The 22,520-nt window shown below is 64.7% G+C and carries 19 protein-coding genes; 13 read left to right on the top strand and 6 right to left on the bottom strand.

Annotated elements, in window-relative coordinates; translation table 11 throughout:
* Positions 1-23 precede the first annotated feature (23 nt).
* Positions 24-1,328: an NAD(P)/FAD-dependent oxidoreductase gene (locus WS78_RS27680; protein WP_059579282.1), complete on the top strand. Its 1,305-nt coding sequence runs from the start codon at positions 24-26 to the stop codon at positions 1,326-1,328.
* Positions 1,329-1,514: 186 nt separating this feature from the next.
* Here WS78_RS27680 and WS78_RS27685 read toward each other — a convergent pair whose 3' ends face one another.
* Both WS78_RS27685 and WS78_RS36415 read right to left on the bottom strand, forming a co-directional pair.
* Complete coding sequence (locus WS78_RS27685; protein WP_059579261.1) at positions 1,515-2,402, bottom strand: pyrroline-5-carboxylate reductase family protein; 888 nt, start codon at positions 2,400-2,402, stop codon at positions 1,515-1,517.
* Between the two features lie 76 nt (positions 2,403-2,478).
* Positions 2,479-2,838: a hypothetical protein gene (locus WS78_RS36415; protein ID WP_156437569.1), complete on the bottom strand. Its 360-nt coding sequence runs from the start codon at positions 2,836-2,838 to the stop codon at positions 2,479-2,481.
* Between the two features lie 239 nt (positions 2,839-3,077).
* Between WS78_RS36415 and WS78_RS27690 the strand changes: the two genes are divergently transcribed.
* From WS78_RS27690 to WS78_RS27740, 12 genes are all read left to right on the top strand, one after another.
* Positions 3,078-4,484, top strand: coding sequence for an MFS transporter (locus WS78_RS27690; protein ID WP_059579257.1), 1,407 nt, complete (start codon positions 3,078-3,080; stop codon positions 4,482-4,484).
* A gap of 391 nt (positions 4,485-4,875) precedes the next feature.
* On the top strand, positions 4,876-5,535 hold the full coding sequence (locus WS78_RS27695) for a TetR/AcrR family transcriptional regulator (RefSeq protein ID WP_059579253.1): 660 nt from the start codon (positions 4,876-4,878) through the stop codon (positions 5,533-5,535).
* A 464-nt stretch (positions 5,536-5,999) separates the two neighbouring features.
* Entirely contained in the window at positions 6,000-6,233 is a 234-nt protein-coding gene (locus WS78_RS36420) for a hypothetical protein (protein ID WP_156432484.1), read from the top strand.
* A 332-nt stretch (positions 6,234-6,565) separates the two neighbouring features.
* Positions 6,566-6,859, top strand: a complete 294-nt coding sequence (locus tag WS78_RS27700) for a hypothetical protein (protein ID WP_063889452.1) — start codon at positions 6,566-6,568, stop codon at positions 6,857-6,859.
* A complete protein-coding gene (locus WS78_RS27705) occupies positions 6,856-8,478 on the top strand; it encodes an AMP-binding protein (protein WP_059579249.1) in 1,623 nt (540 codons plus the stop codon). Before WS78_RS27700 ends, WS78_RS27705 begins: the two co-directional genes overlap by 4 nt.
* Positions 8,475-9,239, top strand: coding sequence for a thioesterase II family protein (locus WS78_RS27710; protein ID WP_059579246.1), 765 nt, complete (start codon positions 8,475-8,477; stop codon positions 9,237-9,239). Before WS78_RS27705 ends, WS78_RS27710 begins: the two co-directional genes overlap by 4 nt.
* 45 nt (positions 9,240-9,284) lie before the next feature.
* Positions 9,285-10,331: a pyridoxal-phosphate dependent enzyme gene (locus WS78_RS27715; protein ID WP_038748227.1), complete on the top strand. Its 1,047-nt coding sequence runs from the start codon at positions 9,285-9,287 to the stop codon at positions 10,329-10,331.
* Positions 10,318-10,893 (top strand): allene oxide cyclase barrel-like domain-containing protein, encoded by a 576-nt coding sequence (locus WS78_RS27720; protein ID WP_038748225.1) that lies wholly within the window; start codon positions 10,318-10,320, stop codon positions 10,891-10,893. The genes WS78_RS27715 and WS78_RS27720 overlap by 14 nt, the downstream gene beginning before the upstream one ends.
* A gap of 12 nt (positions 10,894-10,905) precedes the next feature.
* The gene (locus WS78_RS27725) at positions 10,906-13,803 is read left to right on the top strand and encodes a type I polyketide synthase (RefSeq protein WP_082717329.1); all 2,898 of its coding nucleotides are present in this window, start codon (positions 10,906-10,908) and stop codon (positions 13,801-13,803) included.
* Positions 13,804-13,805: 2 nt separating this feature from the next.
* Entirely contained in the window at positions 13,806-14,822 is a 1,017-nt protein-coding gene (locus WS78_RS27730; RefSeq protein WP_038748224.1) for a Glu/Leu/Phe/Val dehydrogenase dimerization domain-containing protein, read from the top strand.
* A gap of 616 nt (positions 14,823-15,438) precedes the next feature.
* Positions 15,439-16,722 (top strand): FAD-dependent oxidoreductase, encoded by a 1,284-nt coding sequence (locus WS78_RS27735; RefSeq protein ID WP_082717328.1) that lies wholly within the window; start codon positions 15,439-15,441, stop codon positions 16,720-16,722.
* 400 nt (positions 16,723-17,122) lie between these two features.
* The gene (locus tag WS78_RS27740; RefSeq protein WP_059579241.1) at positions 17,123-18,415 is read left to right on the top strand and encodes an NAD(P)/FAD-dependent oxidoreductase; all 1,293 of its coding nucleotides are present in this window, start codon (positions 17,123-17,125) and stop codon (positions 18,413-18,415) included.
* 303 nt (positions 18,416-18,718) lie between these two features.
* Here WS78_RS27740 and WS78_RS27745 read toward each other — a convergent pair whose 3' ends face one another.
* From WS78_RS27745 to WS78_RS27760, 4 genes are all read right to left on the bottom strand, one after another.
* Positions 18,719-20,473: a methyl-accepting chemotaxis protein gene (locus WS78_RS27745; protein WP_059579237.1), complete on the bottom strand. Its 1,755-nt coding sequence runs from the start codon at positions 20,471-20,473 to the stop codon at positions 18,719-18,721.
* A gap of 292 nt (positions 20,474-20,765) precedes the next feature.
* A complete protein-coding gene (locus tag WS78_RS27750) occupies positions 20,766-21,713 on the bottom strand; it encodes a copper resistance D family protein (protein WP_059579232.1) in 948 nt (315 codons plus the stop codon).
* Positions 21,713-22,099, bottom strand: a complete 387-nt coding sequence (copC, locus tag WS78_RS27755) for a copper homeostasis periplasmic binding protein CopC (RefSeq protein ID WP_038748254.1) — start codon at positions 22,097-22,099, stop codon at positions 21,713-21,715. The genes WS78_RS27750 and copC overlap by 1 nt, the downstream gene beginning before the upstream one ends.
* Before the next feature lie 49 nt (positions 22,100-22,148).
* Positions 22,149-22,496: a copper-binding protein gene (locus WS78_RS27760; protein WP_038748218.1), complete on the bottom strand. Its 348-nt coding sequence runs from the start codon at positions 22,494-22,496 to the stop codon at positions 22,149-22,151.
* Positions 22,497-22,520: the final 24 nt, after the last annotated feature.

The raw sequence follows: 22,520 nt of genomic DNA on the forward strand, positions 1-22,520 counted from the left end.
CGATCGACTTCCACCATTTGCCCATGACCGACACCTTCTCCCGCCGAGCCGAAGCGCTCGCACGCCGCTCGTACTACGAAGCCACCGCCGCCCGTCCCGACGACGACCCGACGCTCGACGGCACGCTCGACGTCGACGTCTGCGTGATCGGCGCCGGCTTCGCCGGCCTGTCGACCGCACTCGACTGCCGCGCGCGCGGCCTGTCGGTGGCCGTGCTCGATGCGTACCGGCCGGGCTGGGGCGCGTCGGGCAGAAACGGCGGGCAGATGATCGCGGGTTTCGCGAAGGACGGCGAAATCGAGCGCCAGCTCGGCATCGACGGCGCGCGCGGCGCATGGGCGCTGTCGCTCGACGCCGTCGCGCTCGTCGAAGAGCGCATCGCGCGCTACGGGATCGACTGCGACTTCACGCGCGGCTATCTCACGGTCGCGACGCATCCGCGCCGCGTGCCGGAACTGCGGCAATGGATGGACAGCGCGACGTCGCGCTGGGGCCACCCTTCGCTAGAATGGCTCGATGCCGATGCGATTCGCGCACGCATCGCGTCGCCGCGCTATGTCGCGGGCGTCCACGATCCGCTGTCCGGCCATCTGCATCCGCTCAAGTACTGCCTCGGTCTCGCCCAGGCGGCGCGCCGCGAAGGCGCGCTGCTGTTCTCGCACACGCCCGCGCTCGAAGTCGTGCGCGGCGCGCGGCCCGTCGTGCGCACGCAAGCGGGCGAGGTGCGCTGCCGCCACGTCGTCGCGTGCTGCAACGCGGGCCCGGGCGGCGTGCTGCCCGAGGCGACGGCCGCGCGCATCGCGCCGATCGCGTCGTACATCGTCGCGACCGAAGCGCTCGGCGCCGATCGTGCGAACGCGCTGATCCCGCGGCGCGAAGCGGTTTGCGACAACAATTTCTTTCTCGACTACTTCCGCTTGTCCGCCGACCACCGGATGCTGTTCGGCGGCCGCGCGAGCTCGTCGGGCGCATCGCCCGACTCGTTCGTCGACGCGATCCGCAGCCGGATGGTCGGCGCGTTCCCGCAGCTCGCCGACGTGCGCATCGAATTCGCGTGGGGCGGCTTCGTCGACGTGACGCGCAATCGCGCGCCGGACTTCGGCGCGATCGATCCGAACTACTTCTACCTTCAGGGCTTCAGCGGCCACGGCGTCGCGCTGACCGGCATCGCTGGCCGCATCGTCGCGAACGCGATCGCGGGCGATACGCGCGCATTCGATCTGTTCGCACGCTTCAGGCATCGACGCTTTCCGGGTGGCCCCGCGTGGCGGCAGCCCGCGCTCGAACTGGGCATGCTGTACCACCGCGTGCGCGAGCTGCTGTTCTGAACGCGCAATTCACCCGCCTTCGCCCGGCACGTTCGTCACTCGATTGCCACGATGCCGCAGGCAAGCGGCCGCTGCGCATGCATAAGACTCCGGGCGTTCGTTGCCTTCATGCATTCGATATTCGCGAGCGCGTTCTCCGTTTCAGCTCACTATGGAGAACGCCGCTCGAAGGCCCCTTCGATTCCGTCAAACGTTCCCGCCAAGCCCGATGGACTCGCGCTTCTCCATCTGAACGCAGAGCATCGTTTGGGCATGCTCGATCCCTTCTCGAACAGTCCTTGCAAAATCCCGATGAAGGCGAAGCGAGTTGATAATTTTTTCAGCAATGCCGCCCGGAGTCGCGCATCGGCTCACATAGTTTTCGATTTCATCAGGATTCAAGCCTCGAGGCCTAACCCGTCTCGCCCAGTCGATCACTCCTGCCCATTCATCGAGCCCGTAATCTCCGGCGCACTTCAATATATCTCGATCGCTAACGGCCACCCTCATGAATTCGCAGTACATCAATATGAACGGAAGGCACGTGCCAAGGACGGTAACCGGCTCGACCTGATTCTCGGATCGCACATTCAACGTATTCGCCACGACGGATTTCAATACTTTCCTCGCCGATTCACTCGCGTCGCCGCACGTCGCGCCAAGTGCCTGCCCGCTGGAAATCGTATCCGGCGCGCTTATGATCGCCCGGGCAATCGAGCCCGGCCCACGCGCCGCATCGGACAATCTCGAAAGCGAAACGCCGGCCAGGAACGAGATGACTGTCTGCCCCTCCCTCAACTCGTAATCGGAAATCATCCGGTAATCGATCGGTCGAACGGTGTAAAAGATCACATCGCAATTCTTCATCACCGCATTCACGTCTACAAGACGATCTTCGACTCCCGCCGCCGCACTCGTCGCATGCGATTTTTGAGAACCACGATGTCCGAGCCAAACATTCCCACGGTCGAACCCGATATCGATCAAGCGCGACGCGAGAGCCACTCCCAGGTGCCCCGCACCGACAATTCCGATTCCTTGACTCGTCATCCCATCACCTCCGATAACCTTGGAAAGGTCAATTTGTTCTGTCATTGGGCCAATCGGGAAATCTGAAAACGGCCTGCAGTCACCGTGCCGCGAACGAGCGGATGAACCCTGCGTCCGATGATTAATAGGCCCCGCGATAGCTAGGCATTAGACTCGGACACGTCGTTCGCCGCGCCACGCGCATCGCGGCATCGCGCTCATGAGCAGCAGGCCGAGCCGCCTCGGCGATCGAATCGTCATGGCGTGCCGCGTTTTTCAGGTCTCGCCATCGTTCGTCGCCATCGATCTCTCCCGGCGCAACTCGCATTGCATTGTTTCGATCGATTTCCAACATGGGCGCGCTATCCGGCTGCGGCACGCACCCGCCCCGGTAGCCGTCGAACCGAATCCGCACACTGATCCGCACCGCGCCGACCGGAAGCCCGAACTCGACGCGCCTCGTCGGCGTCTTGCTCGTACCGCGGCGTGACAGCATCGGCATGAGTTGCTATCCTAGTTCACGACCGACCGTCGGTCAATGAAATGTCGATGCCTCTGTCGATACACACCCGAACGACCAGGAATGCAAATTTCGAGCGTATTCGAACCTTTGTTCGATTACGTTTGCACGCCACGTTTCAAGAAGCTTCGGCTGTCCGTTTCGTCAAGCCAACAACATGGGTATTTATCCAGATTCAAGGTGGCACCACCACCCGCATATCGAATGAAATCGAGGATCACATGATCAACCAGCAGCGCTATGCTTTATTCGCACTCTTGCTATCCGGATTCGTAACGATTTTCGATTTATTTGTCGTCAATATCGCGATCGTCAACATTGAAAAGACACTGCATGCAAGCTATGTCGAGTTGACGATGATCATCGTGGCTTATGAGCTATCGTTCGGTCTCTTGCTGATCACCGGAGGAAGGCTGGGTGATCTATGGGGGCGCCGCAGAGCCTATCAGATCGGCATGCTGTGCTTCACGGTGTCGTCGATTCTTTGCGGCCTGGCGCCCCACGCGACGGTTCTGATCGTCGCGCGCTTCTTGCAAGGGCTATCCGCCGCCGTGCTCTTTCCGCAAATCTACGCCAGCATCCGGGCGGATTTTGACGAGGCCGGCGCCCGCCGTGCTTTCGGATACCTGGGAATGACGCTCGGGCTCGCCGCGATGGCGGGGCAGGTTCTGGGCGGCTTGATCATCTCGGCCAATCTGCTGGAGTTGCAATGGAGAGCCATTTTTTTTATCAACCTTCCCATCGGGCTGGCGGCCCTGGCTTTTTCTCGCCATTTACGAAATACGCCCATCGAACAGAAAAGAAGCCTGGATTGGACCGGCGTCGCTCTTTCGAGCCTGGGGATCTCCGTTTCGCTGCTTCCCCTGCTCATGAGCGCCGTCTGGGGATGGAGCTTCAAAAGCTACGTCCTCACGCTGATCGGTCTGGGCACCTTGTATCTATTCATGCAACACGAGATCCGCTACGCACGCAGCGGCCGCGTCCCTCTCATCAACATGAAACTCCTCAGGGAAAGACGATTCATCAAGGGCTCGTCGTTGGTAATGTGCATCTATGCGACCGCGGGTTCATTCACGTTGGTGTTTTCAATTTTTCTTCAGTCCGGGTTGAAGCTAAGCCCGTTTGAAGCGGGAATGACCTATGTTTCAACCAGCATCGGGTTCGCCATTTCATCGCTATTGACGCCCAAGCTAATCGGCCGATCCGGCCCGCAAGTCGTTTCCATTGGCGCGGCCTCCTACGCGGCGAGTTTCGTCGCGCTGATGCTCGCCGTGCGATATTTCCCGATCCTCGAGCTGCCGTGGCTCCTGATGCCGGTATTGTGGACGCTGGGCTTTACCCAAGGCATGGTGATGACCCCTCTTTTGAATATCGTGCTGGCAAACGTGCAGGAAAATTTCGCGGGCATGGCCGCCGGTGTCGTTTCGACCTTGCAGCAGGTGGGCGCGGCATTCGGCGTTACCGCGGTCAGTACGATCCTGCAGATAACGCTGAAAAAAATGTCTCATCTGCAGGAATTTTCTCAACTGCAAAGCGCGTTCGTCTACAGCATGTTTTTCAACGTGGGAGCCGCCGTCGTCGCCAGCTATATCCTGCGGAAGATGTTGAATCAAGCGCAGCGCGCCTGAACGAGATTGCGGCTCGCCGCCCGGGCATGTTGCCGAATATCGGCAAAGCATCCGCCTCGACAAGGTTTTCTGACCGGACGCATCGCCAGATGCTCTCCGTCAACGTGCGAGGAACGTACGATAGAGTATGCGTGACGGATTCTTCGCACTTGCTCGATGCCGACTTCGCGCGCATGCGCCTGCGACACGTTTCCCCAAAGAGAAGCACTCCGGAATTTCGTCGACGCTCGGAACCGGAACGCGACGCCGGCGCATGGCGACCGCCGGGAGGAGCCGGACTTTGCCTTCATGCATTGAATGGGCCGAGGGTCGGTCGATGACAAAAAACGTTGGTGGCATCGAGGACGTAGCCTAGACTTCTGACTTTTGCACGCAAGTTCTGAACCCCACGATGAGATACAAGACAAGCCAGCGGGAGCAGGGAGCGCCCAAAACACCCCGCACCAAGCCAGCCGAGGTACGTCTGGAAGAATTGATGGCGGCGGCCGAGAAGCTATTTTTGGCACAAGGCGTCGAGGCCACCACGATCAACGAAATTGTTGAGTTGGCCGAAGTAGCCAAGGGCACCTTCTATCATTACTTCGCCTCGAAGAACGAACTCCTGGAGGCCATGGGTCAGCGCTACACGGCGCAATACCTCGGCCGCCTGGAAGAGGCCGTTGACGCTTGCGCGGCGGACGACTGGTTAGGTCGGCTGCGCGCATGGATACGGACGAGCATCGAAGCCTACGCAGAAACATTTCGCACGCACGACATCGTCTACATCAACCATCACCACCACGCACGGAACAATCGCGAGAAGAACGCCATTCTCGATCAGCTTCAGGGCATTCTCAGCGGCGGCGCAAAAGCCGGCGTGTGGCGGTTGACGCAACCACGCATCACGGCGCTGCTGATCTATGCGGGCGTTCACGGCGCCACGGACGATGCCATCGCGGCTCGAGAAGCGGATTATTCCGAATTTGCCCGGGCCGTCACCGCCGTTTGCCTGCAGATGGTCGGCGTTGCGGACGAGGCGCAAACGCCCAAGCCGCGCCGTCGGTCGCGGTGATTGCGTCCGTGCGAGCGGCATCGCGGCGATGACGCGAACCCCGACGCGATGATCGCGAATGTGGCGATCCGATTCGAACGGCGCACGCTGAACGTGCATTGAATCGCGTCGGCTCCCTCATGCGAGGGATCGAGTGAAGGCGTCGATCGAAGGCGTCGGGGCGGCCTCGTCGATCGAAGCAGGAAGCCTGGGGCGGCACCGAGCCCCTGCAGAGCCGCACGCCACACCCCGCCTTGCTCGGCACCCGTCAGCGCCGCCTCCAATATCGTCAGGCTCGCGCAGGCGAACATGTCTTGCCGAACCAACGCCGGACAGTTGCCATGCCGCGCAGACCGGAATGTCGCGAGACATCCGGCCGCGGTGATATTGCGCGTCACGGTGATGGCGAGCAAAGCGGCAACTTCGCCATCCGAAAGAAACGGTAAATTCCGCGCGCCGCCCTCCCCCGAGGCTTAAGAGACAGAGTGGTCGGCGCAACCCGCCACAACGAGCCATGGAGCAAAACGGCGCTGCGCGGCTACGCCGGCAAATATCCCGACATGCAACTCGTCGCGTTCGAACAGGATGCCGCAGACGCATCTTTCCTGTTTCGCGTCGGAGAACTCAATACAAGCCGCGTCTCGGCGCCGAGAGCGAACTGGAATGGCGGGGAGTCGATAAGGGAAGAACCGTCAGCCCGCCCTTCGCTGGGTGAGTGAACTTCACTTGGGGACACGGACGAGCGTCGAAGTCGAGCTCGCATTGCACATCGACCGACTCGCGGTCAAATGCAACGGCAACTATTTCTGTCTGAAGCGCAAGTCATGCGCTCGCGGGGCAGCCGCGCCGCAATCGAACTGGAACGCGTTGTCCAGCTCCGACGGTTCGTTTCGCGATGCCGAAAACAAGCGCCACCCGCTTCGACAATGCAGGAATTTACCGAACGCGGTACTCCATCGTTTCGACGCAACCTTACATCCGAAAGCTTATTGACCGACCGACGGTCAACAAGTAATAATTTTCATTACTATCTATAACAAGGAGATGACTGATGGCGTCGATGCAGATCATCGGCCTGCTGACTGAAATCGGTCTAGCGGCGGAACTGCTTCAATCGGCAGAAAGCGACTGGCAATTACGGGCGGACCTGGGCTTGAGTTCCGCCGAAACACTGGAACTGCAAGTGCGGCTGGAGCGGTTGGGATGCACCGGGTTCTCGCTGTGGGACAAGCATGATCACTCGCTCGAGGAGTTGGACAAGCTGATTGCGTCGATCCCCGACCAAGCCTCCTGTCCTCGCGATCGCGTCACGCCGAGCGGTTCGGCTGCCGGGGAAGCGCAATGAACGCGCGCCTCGCTTCCCTGAACCGACGATTGGCCAGCGCCTTGCAGACCGGAGGCGAAACACCCGCCCTGATCGCGGACGGCCGAGTGATCTCGCATCGGGAATTGACGTCGCATGTCGCGATCACCGCCGAGCGGCTCAACGCCCATGGCATCGGCAAGGGCGATCGCGTCGCGCTCCAGTTGCCCAACTCCGCCGACGCGGCCGTGCTGATGCTCGCGACGCTCATGGCAGGCGCGATACCCGTTCCCATCTTGCCGGCCTACCGCGAGCGGGAACTTCGACACATTCTGAAGACCACTCGCCCGCGCGCCATCGCGTTGACCCAGGGCAGCCGCCGCTTCAGCCCGCTTCAGACAGTGGTCGGCCTGCTCTCCGAAGAAGGCCTGGAAGTCGACCTTCTGTTGGCCGACGGCCCTTCCCGCGCCGACGATCGTCCGGAATGGCTGGATCTCCGGCAATTCTGCCTGGCGCCCGCCGACTCGATGCCGCGCGAACTGCGCCCGGTCGACATGCGCGCCGACGACACCGCGATGATGCTGCTGTCCAGCGGTACGACCGGCTTGCCGAAGGCCATCGCAAGACGGAACGCCGGATACGGATACATGATCGCCGAAGGCTGCAAGGTGTTCGAGCTCAGCCGTTCAGCCGTCTATCTGGCCGCCTTGCCGCTCTCGCACGGCTTCGTGATCAACTGTCCGGGCATTCTCGGAACGCTTGCTTGCGGCGGAACAGTGGTCTTGGCGGCGGACGCTTCCGCACAAACCTCTCTGGAGCTCATCGGCGCGCACGGCGTCACTCACACCACGCTGGTCCCCGCGCTCTTGACGCAATGGATGGAGCGCGCGGACGAATCGCGAGCCGGTTCAGGCACGCTGAGGTACGTGCAGGTGGGCGGGTCGCGATTACCCGCCGATCTCGCGGCGCAGGCCGAATCCCGGCTGGGGGTGCGCATCCAGCAGTGCTACGGCATGAGCGAGGGACTGCTTTGCTTCACCCGCTTCACCGATCCCGACGCGATCCGCTTCAACTCCCAGGGGCGCCCGCTTTCGGACGCCGACGAGATCCTCATCGTCAATGATCGGGACGAACCGCTTCCCTACGGCCAATCGGGCGAGTTGCTCACCCGCGGCCCTTACACCATCGAACAGTATTTCAACGATCCGGACGCTTCGCGCCGAGCATTCACGCCGAACGGCTACTACCGCACGGGAGACGTCGCCCATCTCGATGCGGCGGGCAACGTCTATATCGACGGGCGCGTCACGGACACCATCAATCGCGGCGGCGAAAAATTCTGCCCGGAAGAACTCGAGGCGTTGATGAAGCGGCACGCCAAATTGAAGGACGCCGCTTGCGTCGGCATGCCTGACGGCCGCTTCGGCGAGGTTTCCTGCCTGTTCGCCGTCGCACGCGACGGTGAACAGGTGTCGCTCGCGGAACTCCGGAGGCATCTGGAAGCCGCCGGAGTCGCCGCGTTCAAACTGCCGGAACAGTTGGTGCTGATCGACGAGATCCCCAGAAAAGGCATCGGCAAGATCGATCGCGCCGCGTTGCGAGCAAGCACCCGCGCGAACGCACCGGCCGTCGCGGCCGCTTGCCGGACGGGACAAGTATGAGGCGCCTGCAGACCCTTGCCGAAGGGGCGGTGAGATTCAGCGTGGCAGCGACGGCCCCCGTGCGGCACCAACTGGTGGTGTTCCCTCACGCCGGCGGCGGCGTCGACATGTATCGCGCATGGCGCGACTGCCTTCCGGCGCATGTGGATCTGATCGTCATGCAGTATCCGGGACCGACGCGAAGCGACGCGTTCCCGGCCTGGAGCGATCCGCGCGAGGCGATCCGGCGCTGCATGCGAGGGCTCGCCTGCCTGCTGGGCATCGCGCCGATCACCCTTTTCGGCCACAGCATGGGCGCACTGCTCGCCCTGCATGTCGCGTCGGCGCTGACGTCGTCCAGATTCCGCGCGGCGCAGCTCGTCCTTTCATCGCAGATGACGCCGCCCGCGCTGCAGGCAACGCTGCGAACGGCGCAAGACCTCGAGCGCCTCGCGGAAAGCGCGCTCGGCCTGGGTGAAGTGACGGCCCCCGCGAGACTCGATGCAAATCTGCGCGCGGCGGTCGCTTCGGCCGTCGCACGGGATCTGGGTTTGTTGCAACAGCTGGCGAGACTGCCCGTCGGCGACGTTGCGCCGACACGCATCTTCGGCGGCCGGGACGATCCGCTGATCAGCGCCGACGCGCTTGCCGATTGGTCGCGATTTCTGCCGCAAAGCGCGGGGATGGAAGTGTTTCCAGGAGGCCACTTCTATCACCGCGATCAGGTTCAAGCAGTGGTTGACGCCCTCCTGAAGCCGCATCGCGCATCACTCGCGGCGTAGATGCCGCATTTACGCCCATTTCAAACCCGTTACGGGAGAGTCATTATGGATTTCAATCTGTTCAATGCTCAGCCGTTCGCCCCCGATCCCAGCAAGGCGCTGGCCATGTTCCCTCGACTCAAGCGCTATAGCGACGCGCTCGGCAACACCCCGCTGCTGGAAGTCCCGGGGCCGAAGAACGGAGGCCGCATTTTCGCCAAGCTGGAGTCAAAAAATCCGTCGGGCTCCATCAAGGATCGCGTCGCCTTCGGCCTCTTTTGCGACGCGATCAATGCCCACGACTTCAGCCAGGCGCCCCTGAAATTGCTCGATTCGTCGGGCGGAAACATGGCGAAGGCGCTCGCCCATCTGGGTCATCTGTGCGGGCTGACGGTGCAGGTCGTGATACCGGACTCGTCGTCGGAAGAACTGCTCCGATCGCTGGAAGAAAGCCAAGCGATCGTCACGAAAGTGGACCGCAACCATTTCCTGCTCGGGATCATCGCGCGGAGCCAGCAGATCGCCAGCGAAGAACCCGAGTGGACCTTGCTGTCCCAGCATCTGAACCAGGTGAATACCGCGGTGCATCAGCACCATACGGGCGCGGAGATACGCCGCCAACTCGACGGCATGCGCGCGCACGTCTGGGTCGCGGCCGTCGGCACCGGCGGCACGCTCGCAGGCGTATATGCCGCGCTGGCGGAGCAGAACCCCGATGTGCGCGTGATCGGATGCACGCCGCGCGAAATGCCGTTCGGCACGCTGGAGCCGCCCAACGGCCACGCCCGATTCGCGGGCGCAGGCGGCTTGGGCTATGGATTCCGTCAGCCTTTCGTCTCGCTGATTCCCTTCAGCGTGCCTTTCCAGTCGGTGTCGCACGAGGAATCGCTGAAGGCGATGTACGCGTTCTTCGAAGCAACCGGCATCCCGATCGGCGGCTCCTCGGCCGCGAACTGGCTCGTCGCGCGCAGCGTCGCCGAACGGCTGGGGAAGGACGCGAACGTGGTCACCGTGTTCGCGGACGCAGGCAACGATGCCGACCGCGAACGCGGTCGCCAATTGATCGCAATCGAACGACGTGAAACCGGGAGCGCAAGCCATGCCATTGCCTGACAACGACATGATGTCGACCCTCGTCGGCCTCGCCAATCTGGCGCGAACCCGACTCGATGACGGCGCGGGAATGAAAGCCGCGCGCCGGACGATCGCCGAGCGGATCGGCAGCGAAAACATCGTCATCCTTCCGGCGCTCGAGTTGTGCGACATCAAGTTCAAAGCCCAGGCCGACGACCGGCCCAGCGTCGGCGACGTGAACTCGCATACCGACCGGTGGATCGGCGACGACGGCATCGAACTGGGCACGGTGCGCGGCGAAGGATGGAAGATCGCGAGCATCGGGCAAGACGTCATCTCCTACTATCGCGAAACCGCGGAGACGACGCTCGGCAGAATCGAAACGGCGGGCATCTGGAATTCCTCCGCGATCTGGCAGAGCCGTTGGCAATCGCTTTTCGCCACCGGCGTCAGCGGAGCGGTGACCGGCATGTTCGGCGTCCGGCAGCTGTACCAGGAAGTTCCGCGCATGCGCTACAGGTCCTTCGTCTTGCTCATTCCGATCGAAGCCGCCGACGCGTCTTTGCGAGACCGCATCCTGCGCGGATTCGCGGCCGACTGAACCAGGTGCCCCATGCGCAATCAGCTCTGCGAGCGGGATATCGCCGTCATCGGAATGGCCTGCCGTTTTCCCGGCGCGAACGATCCCGACGAGTACTGGCACAACCTGATCAACGGCGTCGAATCCGTGGTCGAGCTCGGCGTTGCGCCGCCCGACAGGCATGCCGTTCCGTTCGCCGCGCCGCTCAACTGCGACGTCCTGTCTTTCGACGCCGCGTTCTTCGGCGTCGGCCATCGCGATGCGGCGTTGATGGACCCGCAGCACCGCTTGTTCCTCGAATGCGCGTGGCATGCGCTGGAAGACAGCGCAACGATGCCCGCGCAGTTGAAAGACGCCGGCCTTTTCGCGGGTTGCAGCAGCTCGTCGTATCTGCACGAACTGCAGCGATCGGAACTGATGGAGAAGTTCCAGCCGTCCGAGTTCGAATTGCAGATCACTAACGATAAGGACTACCTCGCGAGCCGCGCCGCCTGGCACCTCGGCATCGAGGGGCCCGTGCTCGGCGTGCAAGCCGCCTGCGCCACGTCGCTCGTCGCCGTCGCCGAGGCGGTCGAGGCGCTGCGAGCCGGCCGCTGCCGCATCGCGCTGGCGGGCGGCTGCACGGTGCGCCTGCCTCAGCGCGCGCCCTATCGGGCGCAGCAGGGGATGATCTACGCCAAGAACGGCCACTGCATGCCTTTTTCGCGAGACGCAAGCGGCACCGTGTTCGGCAGCGGCGTGGCGCTCGTGGTGCTGAAGCCGCTTTCGGCGGCATTGGCCGACGGGCAGCGCGTGTTGGCGGTGATCAAAGGCTGCGCCGTCAACAACGACGGCGCCGACAAGGTCGGCTTCACCGCGACGAGCGTCTCGGGTCAACGCACGCTCATCGACAAAGCCATGCGAGACGCCGGCCTCGCGCCCGCCGACATACGGGCGATCGAAGCACATGGAACGGGTACGATCGCCGGCGATCCGATCGAGTTCGATGCGCTGAACGCGCTGTTTGTGGCGCAGGGGCCGGCCGGCCACCAATGCGCGTTGGGCTCGGTCAAGGCGAACGTGGGTCATTTGGAAACCTGCGCCGGCATGGCGGGGCTCGTCAAAGCCGTGCTCGAAATCCGTCACGGCTGGATCACGCCGCAGATCCATGTCGGCGAGGTGAATCCGCGCATCGCGCTCGATGGCAGCCCGTTTTACCTACCGCCGGGCGCCGAACCATGGGACGCGGCAGACCCGCGAAGCGCGATCGGCGTGAGCGCCTTCGGCATCGGCGGCACCAACGCACACGTGTTGCTCGCCCGCCCCGGCGCGAGTGATCGCCGCGCGGCGCCGCGTCCACTCCACTATCCGTCGGCCATCCCGGTTTCCGCGCGCAGCGAGGCCGCGTGCCATCGATTGATGCAGACCTACCGGTCGGAACTCTCCGGCTCGCCCGCCGATGCCCTGGCCTGGAGCGCGCAAACGGCCCGTCGGTCGCAGAGATACCGCGGCATGCTGCACGTCGATTCTGCAGGCGCACTGGAGCCGATCGAGAACGTTCGCGACACGGGCCGCCGCGGGCCGCGCGTCGTGTTTCAGTTCCCCGGCCAAGGAAGCCAGTTCGTCGACATGGCCACGGGTCTCGCGCAGTCGAACAACGCCTTCGCCGCGCTTGTGCGTCGACAGGTGAGCCTGCTGCGCGCATGCGCGGACGTCGACGTTTCCTTCCTGCTGAACGCCGGCGGCAAGCCTGCCGGCTTGTCGGATACGGCGACGGCGCAACCGGCGCTGATTGCGGTTCAGATCGCGATGGCGCGCTTGCTGATGCAACATGGCGTCGTCCCCAACGCGGTGATCGGTCACAGCCTGGGCGAGATCGCCGGCGCTTGCATCGCCGGCATGCTGACCGACGAGCAGGCGCTGCTGTTCGCCGCGCAGCGGGGCCGGTCGATGTCCCGGCTTCCCGGCGGCGCGATGCTCGCAGTCGCGTTGAGCGAGCAAGCGTGCAGCGCGTGGCTGTCCGACGAAGTGTCGCTCGCCGCCGTCAACGGCAGCGAGGCCTGCGTGCTTTCCGGCACACCGGCGGCGATCGGCCGGACGGAATCGGCCTTGAAGGCGCGCGGCGTTCGCTGCCGCACGTTGGCGGTGTCCCACGCGTTCCATTCCGTGATGATGGACCCGGCGTTGCCCGAGCTTGCGTCAGTGGCGCCGACAAGCTCCGCGGCGGCGCCGGACATCCGCTTCCACTCGACCTTGCTGGGCGCGGAACTCGCCGAGGGCGCGCGGCTGGACGCCGCGTACTGGACACGCCATGCCCGCGAGCCCGTGCGGTTCCGCGAGGCGCTCGATTCGCTGCCCGATCGCGGAAAGACGGTTTTCGTCGAAGTCGGCCCGGGCGCCACGCTGACCGCGTTGAGCCTGTCGTCGCGCCCCAAGGATGCGTCGGTGCGCACACTGCGGAGCGAACGCGACGAAACGGAGGACGGCGAGGTTTGGCACACGGCGCTGCGCAAACTGTGGATGGCGGGCCTCGATCTCGACTGGCGCCCTTCGTGGAACGAACCGGGCGAGAACGTCAGGTTGCCTCATTATCCGTTCGACAGGCAGCGGCACGGCGCCGGCGCCGACATGGATGCGGAAACCCGATCGGCGCGCGTGGCGGCTGCGCATCCATCCGCCCGACGCTACGCGACGCTCGATGCGGCGGCCGACGCACTCTGGGAAAAGGCCACCGGAATCGCGCCATCGGCCCCTCATCAACCGTTCAGCGAAGACGGCGGCGACTCCTTGGCGGCAATCCGGCTCGTCGTGCTGGCCGAGTCGGAGCTGGGCGTCGAAATGAGTCTGTCGGACTTCATGCGCACCCCCACCCCAACAGGATTGCGCGCCTGCCTCGCCGCCGCGGGCGCCGCCAACGTCATCGATGCACACAGTTCAGGAAAGGAGATTTGATCATGGCCATCATCAACCATCCCAGGTTCGGCGAATACGAAGTCGAAACCGTCGTGGTGGACGACAAGAGCTCGTTCACCATTGCCTGCTCGCCGCGCAGGCATCTGCTGCCGAGCAACGGCGGCATCCGGTGGCACCGGTATCCGTCGCTCGAGCGGCAGAAAGACGAGGCGATCATGCTCGCCCACGCGATGGACCTGAAGCACGGCCTTTACCGGACAGGCTTCAGCGGCGGCAAGATCGTCGTCAACAGCAAAGTCGGGCCCGACGAAGCGCCGCACGTGCTCGACGCCATCGGCCAGGTGCTCAACCGGTACGACGGATCGATGTACACGGGCTGCGACATCAACACGAGCAGCACCCACATGACCTACCTCAGAAAATCCACGCGATGGATACTGGATGCGATGGAAAGCCCGCAGATCAATACCTCGATCGCGACCGGCTACGGCGTCTGGAGCGCCCTGAGGGCGATACTCGATCAGTCGCCCGGCCGCGACGATGCGCCGCTCGTCGCCATTCACGGGATGGGCAAGGTCGGACGCGAAGTCGCACGGCAATGTCTCGCGCATGGGTACGACGTGATCGGATATGACATACGGCCGAGCGACGACATTCCGGCAGGCGTGTCGATGCTCGACGACGAGGACGCGTTTTGGACGCACGCGTCGGACGTGCTGTGCATTGCGTCGCTGTCCGGCGTACTCGATGCCGATACGGTCGATCGCATCCGCACGCGCTGGGTCGTGAGCAGTTCCAACTCGCCCTTCGCGAGCCCTGAAGCGCAGGCAAAACTGCTCGCGAACGGCGTCCAATATCTACCCGATTACGTCTGCAACGCGGGAGCCGTGATATGCGATAGCGTTGAGCGGTCGTTCCCGGACATCTTTCAGACGATGACGCAGGCGCAGGCGAACGAATACACGGGCGCGTTGATCAGCACCAAGACCGGGGAGCTGCTCAGGCGCGCGCGACTGCTCGGCTGCGACGTGCATACGCTGTTGTCGCGCGTCCACTGAGCAAGCCATGCACGCGCACCGCCGTCGTACCGAATTCCCGCGATCGGGGCGCGGCGCGCGAAACAGCGGCTTGGCCGGGCGCCGCGTCCGTCGAGCAGGCCGGCCCGCTCCCAGCCGCACGTCTTATCCGTCCGGGCCGCTCGTCCCGACGGCCCGCTTTCATCGCGAAACAGCATGTCGACCGACGTTTCGCCGCAACGTCGAACGCCGCTGCGCCGTGCGCTCGCCGCAGCCATGCCGGCGTTCGCTCCACACGCTTGGGGGCCGCCGCGCAAGCCGCTGTCGCCATGGACATCGCCGGCCGCGGCGTCCGCGTCCGCGTCCGGCGGCCGATGCGCCGCCGATTGCTCGGCGACGGCACCTTGACGCATGCGATGCCCCTGTTGCGCGCCGACGCTCCCTTCGTAGGCGCCGGCGGTTGGGGGCCGACGAACCGTCTCGCGAGCTTCACGGCCGTTTCCCGCCCATTGCGCATCAACCCGGCTACCGGCCGGGCTCGAACAGGACGCGACCGTCCCTGCACGCTTGAGGCCGGAGCGCCGTCACGCGCGGCGCGCTGCCCGAACGGTTCCCGCAAGAACACCACACGCACTCGATAACCTCTCAGGAAGCTACCATGCAATCCATCAAACCCGGTTCGACCTACGACGTGTTGATCGTCGGCGGCGGCATTCTCGGGCTCGCGAGCGCCTATTACGCGACGGCCAGAGGCTTGAGCACGCTGATCGTCGATCAATTTGGCGTACGGAACGACGTCAACAGCTCCAAGGGCGTCGAGCGCATGTTCCGGCTGATGCAGGACAACGAATCCGAGGCGCGGCTTGCCGAGGCGTCGCTCGCGCTATGGATGGAAATCCAGCTCGCAACGGGTACGCGCCTGCTCGCGATGGACGACCTCCTGTTCTTCGGGCACCGGGATGCCCCGATGACCACCGAAGGCAACGTCGCCCAGGTCCGGAAAACGATGGACGGCATGGGAATGCCGTATGAATATCTGGATTCGCCCGAGGCAATCCATCGGCGCTTTCCGATCTTCAATCTCGCCCCCCTGCCCCGCGATTACGTGGGGCTCGTCCAGGCCGCCAGCGCCTCGATCAACGTGCAGGCGGCGGCGAGAACCTTCCTGCTTGGCGCGAAGCGCACCGGTCGTCTCCACGTGCTCGACGGACAAACCGTCGTGAACGTCGAACATCACCAACAGGCGGCCGACTGCGCGTACGCGCTTCACACGCAGAGCGACGGTGCGTCGATGACGGTACATGGACGCCACCTCATCGCGTGCCCCGGCGTATGGGCGGATTCGGTGCTGCGCGGCCTCGGGCTCAAACAGAGCGGACGCTGGAAAATCTGGCAGATGAACTATGCGTACTGGGACCTCAAGGCAAGCCATCCCAAGATGCCCATCTGGTTCGAGTTCGGCAACGTCGATGCGAGCGACCGGGGAACGTTCTACGGATTTCCTCAATTGGATTTCTCGCCGGCCATGCACAACATGGTGAAGATGAGCGCGGACTACACCTACGACGTCTTCGACGAACCTTCGGCCATCCGGGCCACCGTGAGCGATCGACTGATGCGCGAGCTCACCGAGCATCTCGGGCAGCTCATCGACCTGGACGTCATCGATGCGGATCGTTACCAGCACGCGGGCACGTGCCTCTACTCGATGAGCCCGGACGGCAAGCTCGTCATCGGCCGAATTCCGACGCAGCCGCGCGGCGAGTCGTACCATGCCCGCGCCGCCATGTGCATCATGGAATCGGGCCGGGCATTCAAATACGCCCCGCTGTTCGGCCGCGTGCTGGTCGAGCTGGCCGTCGACGGCCATTCCCGCTATCAAAGCGATCTGGAAATCTTCTCGCCCACGCGCGATGGCCTGTTCGATTCGTTGAACCGCTAGAACGACGCACGCCCCGCCTCCATGGAAGATCGGCTCCGTGACGGGGCGGCGGCCACCTCGAGCCGATGGGCGGAGCGCAGGGTGGAATCCCTCGGCACACGGCGTCAATCCGGAATACGAAGAGAAACATATCGCCGCCGCACGAAGCACGACGCGGCCCCCCCTTCCTGCGCCACGTGCCGGCATCCGGACGATCGGCCTGCCCCCGCGCCGCCGGCATATCCGCGTCTCGGCGTGCAACTCGCGCGCCCGTCGCGGGTCCAACACGGCGCTTTCGCGTTGCCGCATCCACTCATTTGCCCATCGATCGCCAGCTCGCGACGCATTTTGATACGAGCTTTCCTGTGTACCGTCATCGCGACGAGGTACCGGCCGACACTCACGTATCGTCCAGCACGTCATGCTCACATTCGTCAACCAACCGCACGCCGCGTCGTACTATGCGGCAACCCTCAACGACACCACTCGCCATCCGTCGCTGGAAGGCCCGATCGACGCCGACGTCTGCGTGATCGGCGCGGGCCTCACCGGCGTGTCGGCGGCGCTCAATCTCGCCGAGCGCGGCCATTCGGTCGCGGTCGTCGAGGCGTCGAAAGTCGGATGGGCGGCGAGCGGGCGCAACGGCGGCCAGATGATCGGCGGCTTCGCATGCGGAATCGACGCGTTCGGGCCGTACCTGAACGCCGGCGAAATCCGGCTGATGTGGGACATGGGGCTCGAAACGCTTTCGATCGTCAAGGAGCGGATCGCAAAGCATGCGATCGACTGCGCGCTCGTGCCCGGCCATCTGAGCGCCGCGAACAAGCCGCGCGACGTTCGCGCGCTGCGCGGCTGGCGCGACGAAGCCGCGCGCCGCTTCGGCTACGATCGCCTGCGTTACGTCGAGCGCGACGCGCTCGCGCAATACGTTCAATCGGACCGCTATCTCGGCGGCCTCTTCGATCCGGACAGCGGCCATCTGCATCCGCTCAACTACACGCTCGGGCTCGCGCGCGCGGCTGTCGGGCAAGGCGCACGCATCTACGAGGACAGCGCCGTCACGCGCATCGCGAGCGAAGCCGGGGCGCACGTCGTATCGACGGCGCGCGGAGAAGTCCGCGCGAAGTTCGTCGTGCTCGCGTGCAATGCGTTTCTCGGCGCGCTCGCACCCGCACTGTCGCGCAAGATCATGCCGGTCGGCACCTACGTGATCGCGACCGAACCGCTCGGCGAGGCACGCGCGCACGCGCTGATGCCCGCGCAGGCGGCGATCTGCGACAGCCGCTTCGCGCTCGACTATTTCCGCCCCGCGCCCGACACGCGGCTGCTATGGGGCGGCAAGGTCAGCTACTCGACGCTCGAGCCGCGCGATCTCGCCGAAGCGATGCGCCGCGACATGCTGAAGACGTTCCCGCAGCTTGCGGACGTGAAGGTGGACTACGCGTGGGGCGGCTTCGTCGACATCACGATGAATCGCGCGCCGCACTTCGGCCGCTTGTCGCCGACCGTCTATTTCGCTCAGGGCTTCTCGGGACACGGCGTCAACACGACGGGGCTCGCGGGCAAGCTGATCGCCGAGGCGATCGACGGACAGGCCGCGCGCTTCGACGTGTTCGGCAAGATCCGCCATCGCGACTTTCCCGGCGGCGCGGCGCTCAGGACGCCGGCGCTCGTGCTTGCGATGGCGTGGCATCGGCTGCGCGATCTGCTGTGATGGCGCGTCGCGCCGGCGAGCGGGCGCACGCGAGCGCGCCAGACGCCCTGGGCCGCCGCTAGATACGGCGTGACGGCGCGACCGGTCGCCGCCCGCCGCACATGGTCGGCGCCGGACGGACGATTCGAACACCGCGCATGCCGTCGAATCGATGTAGAACATGGACGCACGCGCCGCTTGCGAGATTGCTTGCATGCGCAACGAACATGCGATGCACGGCGCGGCAGCCTGCATTCCAGCCGCCGCGCGACTGCTTCGGCCGATGCCGTCGCGCAATCAACCGCGCACGCCGTCATCGTTCGATCAGAACGTTTCCCAGTCCGCGGTCGCGTCCGCCGCAGCCGCTGCGCGCGCAGCCGGAACGACGGGCGCGGCCGGGGCCGCCGACGGGGCCGGCTTCACGGCGTCGACCACGCGCACCGCATGCGCCGCGCGCGGCGCGGTCACCGTCGACGTCGACGTCGCGGACGCCGACGCGCTCCGTCGATGCGAAGCCGAATCCGCCGACGCGCCGTCGAGCCGGAAAAACGCGACAGTCTGCTTCAGCTCGCGCCCCTGCTCTTCGAGCGAATGCGACGCGGCCGCCGCCTCCTCGACGAGCGCCGCGTTCTGCTGCGTGACCTGGTCCATCTGCGTGATCGCGAGATTCACCTGCTCGATGCCGCGGCTCTGCTCGGCCGACGCCGCCGCGATCTCGCCCATGATGTCGGTCACGCGCGCGACCGCCTGCGTGACTTCGGCCATCGTCTTGCCCGCTTCGCCCGCGAGCGCGGAGCCGTCGCGAATCTTCTGCACCGACGCGCTGATCAGATCCTTGATTTCCTTCGCCGCGCTCGACGAGCGCTGCGCGAGGCTGCGCACTTCGCCCGCGACCACCGCGAAGCCGCGCCCTTGCTCGCCCGCGCGCGCCGCCTCGACGGCCGCGTTCAGCGCGAGGATGTTGGTCTGGAACGCGATCCCTTCGATGATGCCGATGATTTCGGCAATCTTCGACGAGCGCTCGCTGATGTCGGTCATCGTGTCGACGACCTGGCCGACGACCGAACTGCCGCGCAGCGCGACGTCCGACGCATTGGACGCGAGCCCGCTCGCCTGCTGCGCGTTGTCCGCATTCTGCCGGACGGTCGACGTGAGCTCTTCCATGCTCGATGCGGTCTCCTGCAGCGAAGCCGCCTGCTCTTCGGTGCGCGACGACAGATCGAGGTTGCCGGCCGCGATCTGCCCGGAGGCGGTGGCGACCGCATCGCTGCCCATGCGCACGCGCTCGACGATGCCCTTCAGGCTGCCGTTCATGTCGGCGAGCGCTTTCAGCAACTGGCCCGTCTCGTCCTTCGACGTCGTGTCGATGCGCGTCGTGAGATCGCCGTCGGCGACGGTGCGCGCGAACTTCACCGCATCGCCCATCGGCTTCGTGATCGAGCGCGAGATCAGCACGCCGAGCCACAGCACGACCGCGAGCACGGCCGCCGCCGCGGACACCTCGAGCGTCACCGCGCGATCGATGATGTCCTTCGCTTCGTTCGAGCCGGCCTGCCCGAGATCGGCGTTGAACGCGCGATGCGCGGCGAGCGCCGAGTCCATCTGCTTGGCGATCTCGATCATCCGCGTGCCCATCAGGTCGCCCGCCTCCTGCTTCTTGCCGTCGCGCGACAACGCGAGCACGTTGTCGCGCACCGCGTCGAGCTGACTCATCAGCGCGCGGTCGGTCGCGAGCATCTCCTTGTCCTTGTCATTGGACAGCAGCGGTTCGTACTTCGTGAACTGATCGTCGACGTTGCGCCGTTCCTGCGCGATCTTCTGTTCGAAATCCTTCGCCTGATCGGCATTCGTCGAGAGCACGTGCTGATTCACGAGCAGCAGCATCGAATCGAATGCGCGCTGCGCGTCGTCGAGCACGACGAAGCTCGGCACCGTATTGACCGTCGAATAGCTGGCGGCCGTGTAGACGCGGCGGCTCTCGTAGATGCCGAAGCCGGTGATGGCGCACAAGGCGACGAGCGCGGCGAGAATCAGCACGATCAGCCGGGCGCCGATCTTCATGTCGTAAAAGAGTTTCATTTTTCAGGCGCGAGTAGCAGACGCGGGTAACTGTGGGGGCAACGATTCGGACAACTGCAAGACAGAGGCGCGTTCGACGACGGATGCCAATCGTGTGAAAATTGATCGTGCTTCCGTCATGCATTTGTATGGTTCGAACGCATTCTGCGCATAGCTATCCGACACCGTTAGCCCGGTATACGGCACGCGTGGGCATGTACTGAAGTGCTGCGCATCAGATTCGACGTCGATACGCGATCGACATCGACACGCGTGCCGCATCCGCGGCTTTTCGTCTACATTTTCAGGGCGTTCAGATCGTGCCCGGCAACGGGCTCGACGCGAGCACGGCGGCTGTCGCGAGCACGCCCATCAGCACCAGCGATTCGATCTGCAGCACGATGCCGAAGCGCCGCAATGGTCGGACGAATGCGTTCGATTTCGGCGAGGAGCCGTCGAGCGTCGTCAGCAGAGAAGGCATCTCGAAGAAGCGATTGTGTCCGCCGAGCGCCGCGGCGATCGCCACGAGCACGAGCTTCAGCAAGAGCACCTGCCCGTACGTCGAGCCGAACAGATTCGCGGCCGCGCCGACGCCCCGCCAGCCGTTGTACGCGCCCGTGCCGAACAGCACGACGAGTGCGAACGTCGCCGCATCGGACAGCGACTGCACGAACGCCGCGCCGTTGCGCCGATCCGCGCCGGGCGCATCGGCGAGTTGCGGCACGACGACGTACGTCGCGATCGCCACGAGCCCGACCCACGCGCTGATCGCGAGCAGATGCAGCCAGTCGACCCACACCGGCACGCTGAACAGCCCGGCGTCGACCGGATGTCCGCCGTTGCTGCGCGCGAGCGCGACGCCCGCGAGCACGAACCACAGCGCGAACGGGAAACGGGCGTCGCCGCCGGACTTCGACAGCGACAGCCCGACGACCGCGAGCATCAGCACCGCGCTGACGAGCCATGCGTGGCCGTAGCCGGTTCCCACGAGCATCGAGCGGACGGCGGGCCACGCGTCCCACAGCGCCGATTCGCTCATCAGCGCGCAATGCACCCAGAACGCAAGCACGCTCGACAGCAGCATGCCCACCGCCGCGATCCGCAGCGCGCAAATCAACCGGCGACTCACTTGCGCCTGCCAGGGCGACGCGCCGCGCGCGAGCCACTGATCGCCGAGCAGCGCGCCGACGACGACCGCGAAGGCTGCGCTCTGCAACGCGACGCCGACCAGCCGCAACATGCCGAGGAAACCGTCGTTCATCACTTCACCTTGAACACGTAGGAGCCCTTGGTTTTGTGCGCATCGGCCGTCATCACCGTCCACTGGACGGTGTACGCGCCCGGCGCGAGCTTCGGCACCGCGAGCGTCAGCACGCGCGGGTTCGCCGCGTCGACGCGCGCCTTCTCCGCCGCGACGGGCGCGCCGTTCGCATCGGCAACCTTCACCGTGCTGAACGTCGATTCGAGGCTTTCGTTGAACGTGAGCCGCAGCGCGTCGGGCGCCGCGTCGACGGTGCTGCCCGCCGCCGGCACGGCGCTCTCGAGCTTGCCGTGCGCGAGCGCGACGGCGGGCGCCGCGGCGGCGGAGATGACAGCGGCCGCGATCGCGGCGAATCGAAGCCGCGGCGGGTAAGTGAATCTCTTCATGATTTCCAATCCTGAATAATCGTGGCGAAGCGGCGTCATACTTGTGCCGTCATTGCTTTTGCAGCTTCACGACGGTGAGCGCGCCGTTCACCTCTTCGGCGACAAAATCGATCTTGTCGCCGGTCTTCACCTGCGACAGCATCGCCGGGTCCTTGACCTTGAAGACCATCGTCATCGCGTCCATGCCGAGGTTCTCGAGCGGGCCGTGCTTGATCGTCAGCCTGCCCGCGGCAGCATCGATCTTCTTGATTTCGCCGTGCGACATGCCGGCGTTCGCGGCGCCCGCCCGCTGCGCGCCGCCCTGCATGTCCATCCCGCTCATCTCGCCCGCCGCCTGCGCGGCGGCCGGAACGGCAAGCGCACATCCGATCGCGATCGTCGCCAATACGTTCTTCATGGTGTCATCTCCTTCGTTGGGGGT

This window comes from Burkholderia savannae, from assembly GCF_001524445.2.
GTDB classification, from domain to species: Bacteria; Pseudomonadota; Gammaproteobacteria; order Burkholderiales; family Burkholderiaceae; genus Burkholderia; species Burkholderia savannae.

Excerpts from the sequence above, each read along its gene's own strand:
- WS78_RS27710 (WP_059579246.1), top strand. The coding sequence starts at position 8,475 with ATGAGGCGCCTGCAGACCCTTGCCGAAGGGGCGGTGAGATTCAGCGTG.
- WS78_RS27740 (WP_059579241.1), top strand. The coding sequence starts at position 17,123 with ATGCTCACATTCGTCAACCAACCGCACGCCGCGTCGTACTATGCGGCA.
- WS78_RS27715 (WP_038748227.1), top strand. The coding sequence starts at position 9,285 with ATGGATTTCAATCTGTTCAATGCTCAGCCGTTCGCCCCCGATCCCAGC.
- WS78_RS27685 (WP_059579261.1), bottom strand. The coding sequence starts at position 2,402 with ATGACAGAACAAATTGACCTTTCCAAGGTTATCGGAGGTGATGGGATG.
- WS78_RS27720 (WP_038748225.1), top strand. The coding sequence starts at position 10,318 with ATGCCATTGCCTGACAACGACATGATGTCGACCCTCGTCGGCCTCGCC.
- WS78_RS27695 (WP_059579253.1), top strand. The coding sequence starts at position 4,876 with ATGAGATACAAGACAAGCCAGCGGGAGCAGGGAGCGCCCAAAACACCC.
- WS78_RS27730 (WP_038748224.1), top strand. The coding sequence starts at position 13,806 with ATGGCCATCATCAACCATCCCAGGTTCGGCGAATACGAAGTCGAAACC.
- WS78_RS27700 (WP_063889452.1), top strand. The coding sequence starts at position 6,566 with ATGGCGTCGATGCAGATCATCGGCCTGCTGACTGAAATCGGTCTAGCG.
- WS78_RS27690 (WP_059579257.1), top strand. The coding sequence starts at position 3,078 with ATGATCAACCAGCAGCGCTATGCTTTATTCGCACTCTTGCTATCCGGA.
- copC (WP_038748254.1), bottom strand. The coding sequence starts at position 22,099 with ATGAAGAGATTCACTTACCCGCCGCGGCTTCGATTCGCCGCGATCGCG.
- WS78_RS27680 (WP_059579282.1), top strand. The coding sequence starts at position 24 with ATGACCGACACCTTCTCCCGCCGAGCCGAAGCGCTCGCACGCCGCTCG.
- WS78_RS27705 (WP_059579249.1), top strand. The coding sequence starts at position 6,856 with ATGAACGCGCGCCTCGCTTCCCTGAACCGACGATTGGCCAGCGCCTTG.
- WS78_RS27725 (WP_082717329.1), top strand. The coding sequence starts at position 10,906 with ATGCGCAATCAGCTCTGCGAGCGGGATATCGCCGTCATCGGAATGGCC.
- WS78_RS36415 (WP_156437569.1), bottom strand. The coding sequence starts at position 2,838 with ATGCCGATGCTGTCACGCCGCGGTACGAGCAAGACGCCGACGAGGCGC.
- WS78_RS27735 (WP_082717328.1), top strand. The coding sequence starts at position 15,439 with ATGCAATCCATCAAACCCGGTTCGACCTACGACGTGTTGATCGTCGGC.
- WS78_RS27750 (WP_059579232.1), bottom strand. The coding sequence starts at position 21,713 with ATGAACGACGGTTTCCTCGGCATGTTGCGGCTGGTCGGCGTCGCGTTG.
- WS78_RS27745 (WP_059579237.1), bottom strand. The coding sequence starts at position 20,473 with ATGAAACTCTTTTACGACATGAAGATCGGCGCCCGGCTGATCGTGCTG.
- WS78_RS27760 (WP_038748218.1), bottom strand. The coding sequence starts at position 22,496 with ATGAAGAACGTATTGGCGACGATCGCGATCGGATGTGCGCTTGCCGTT.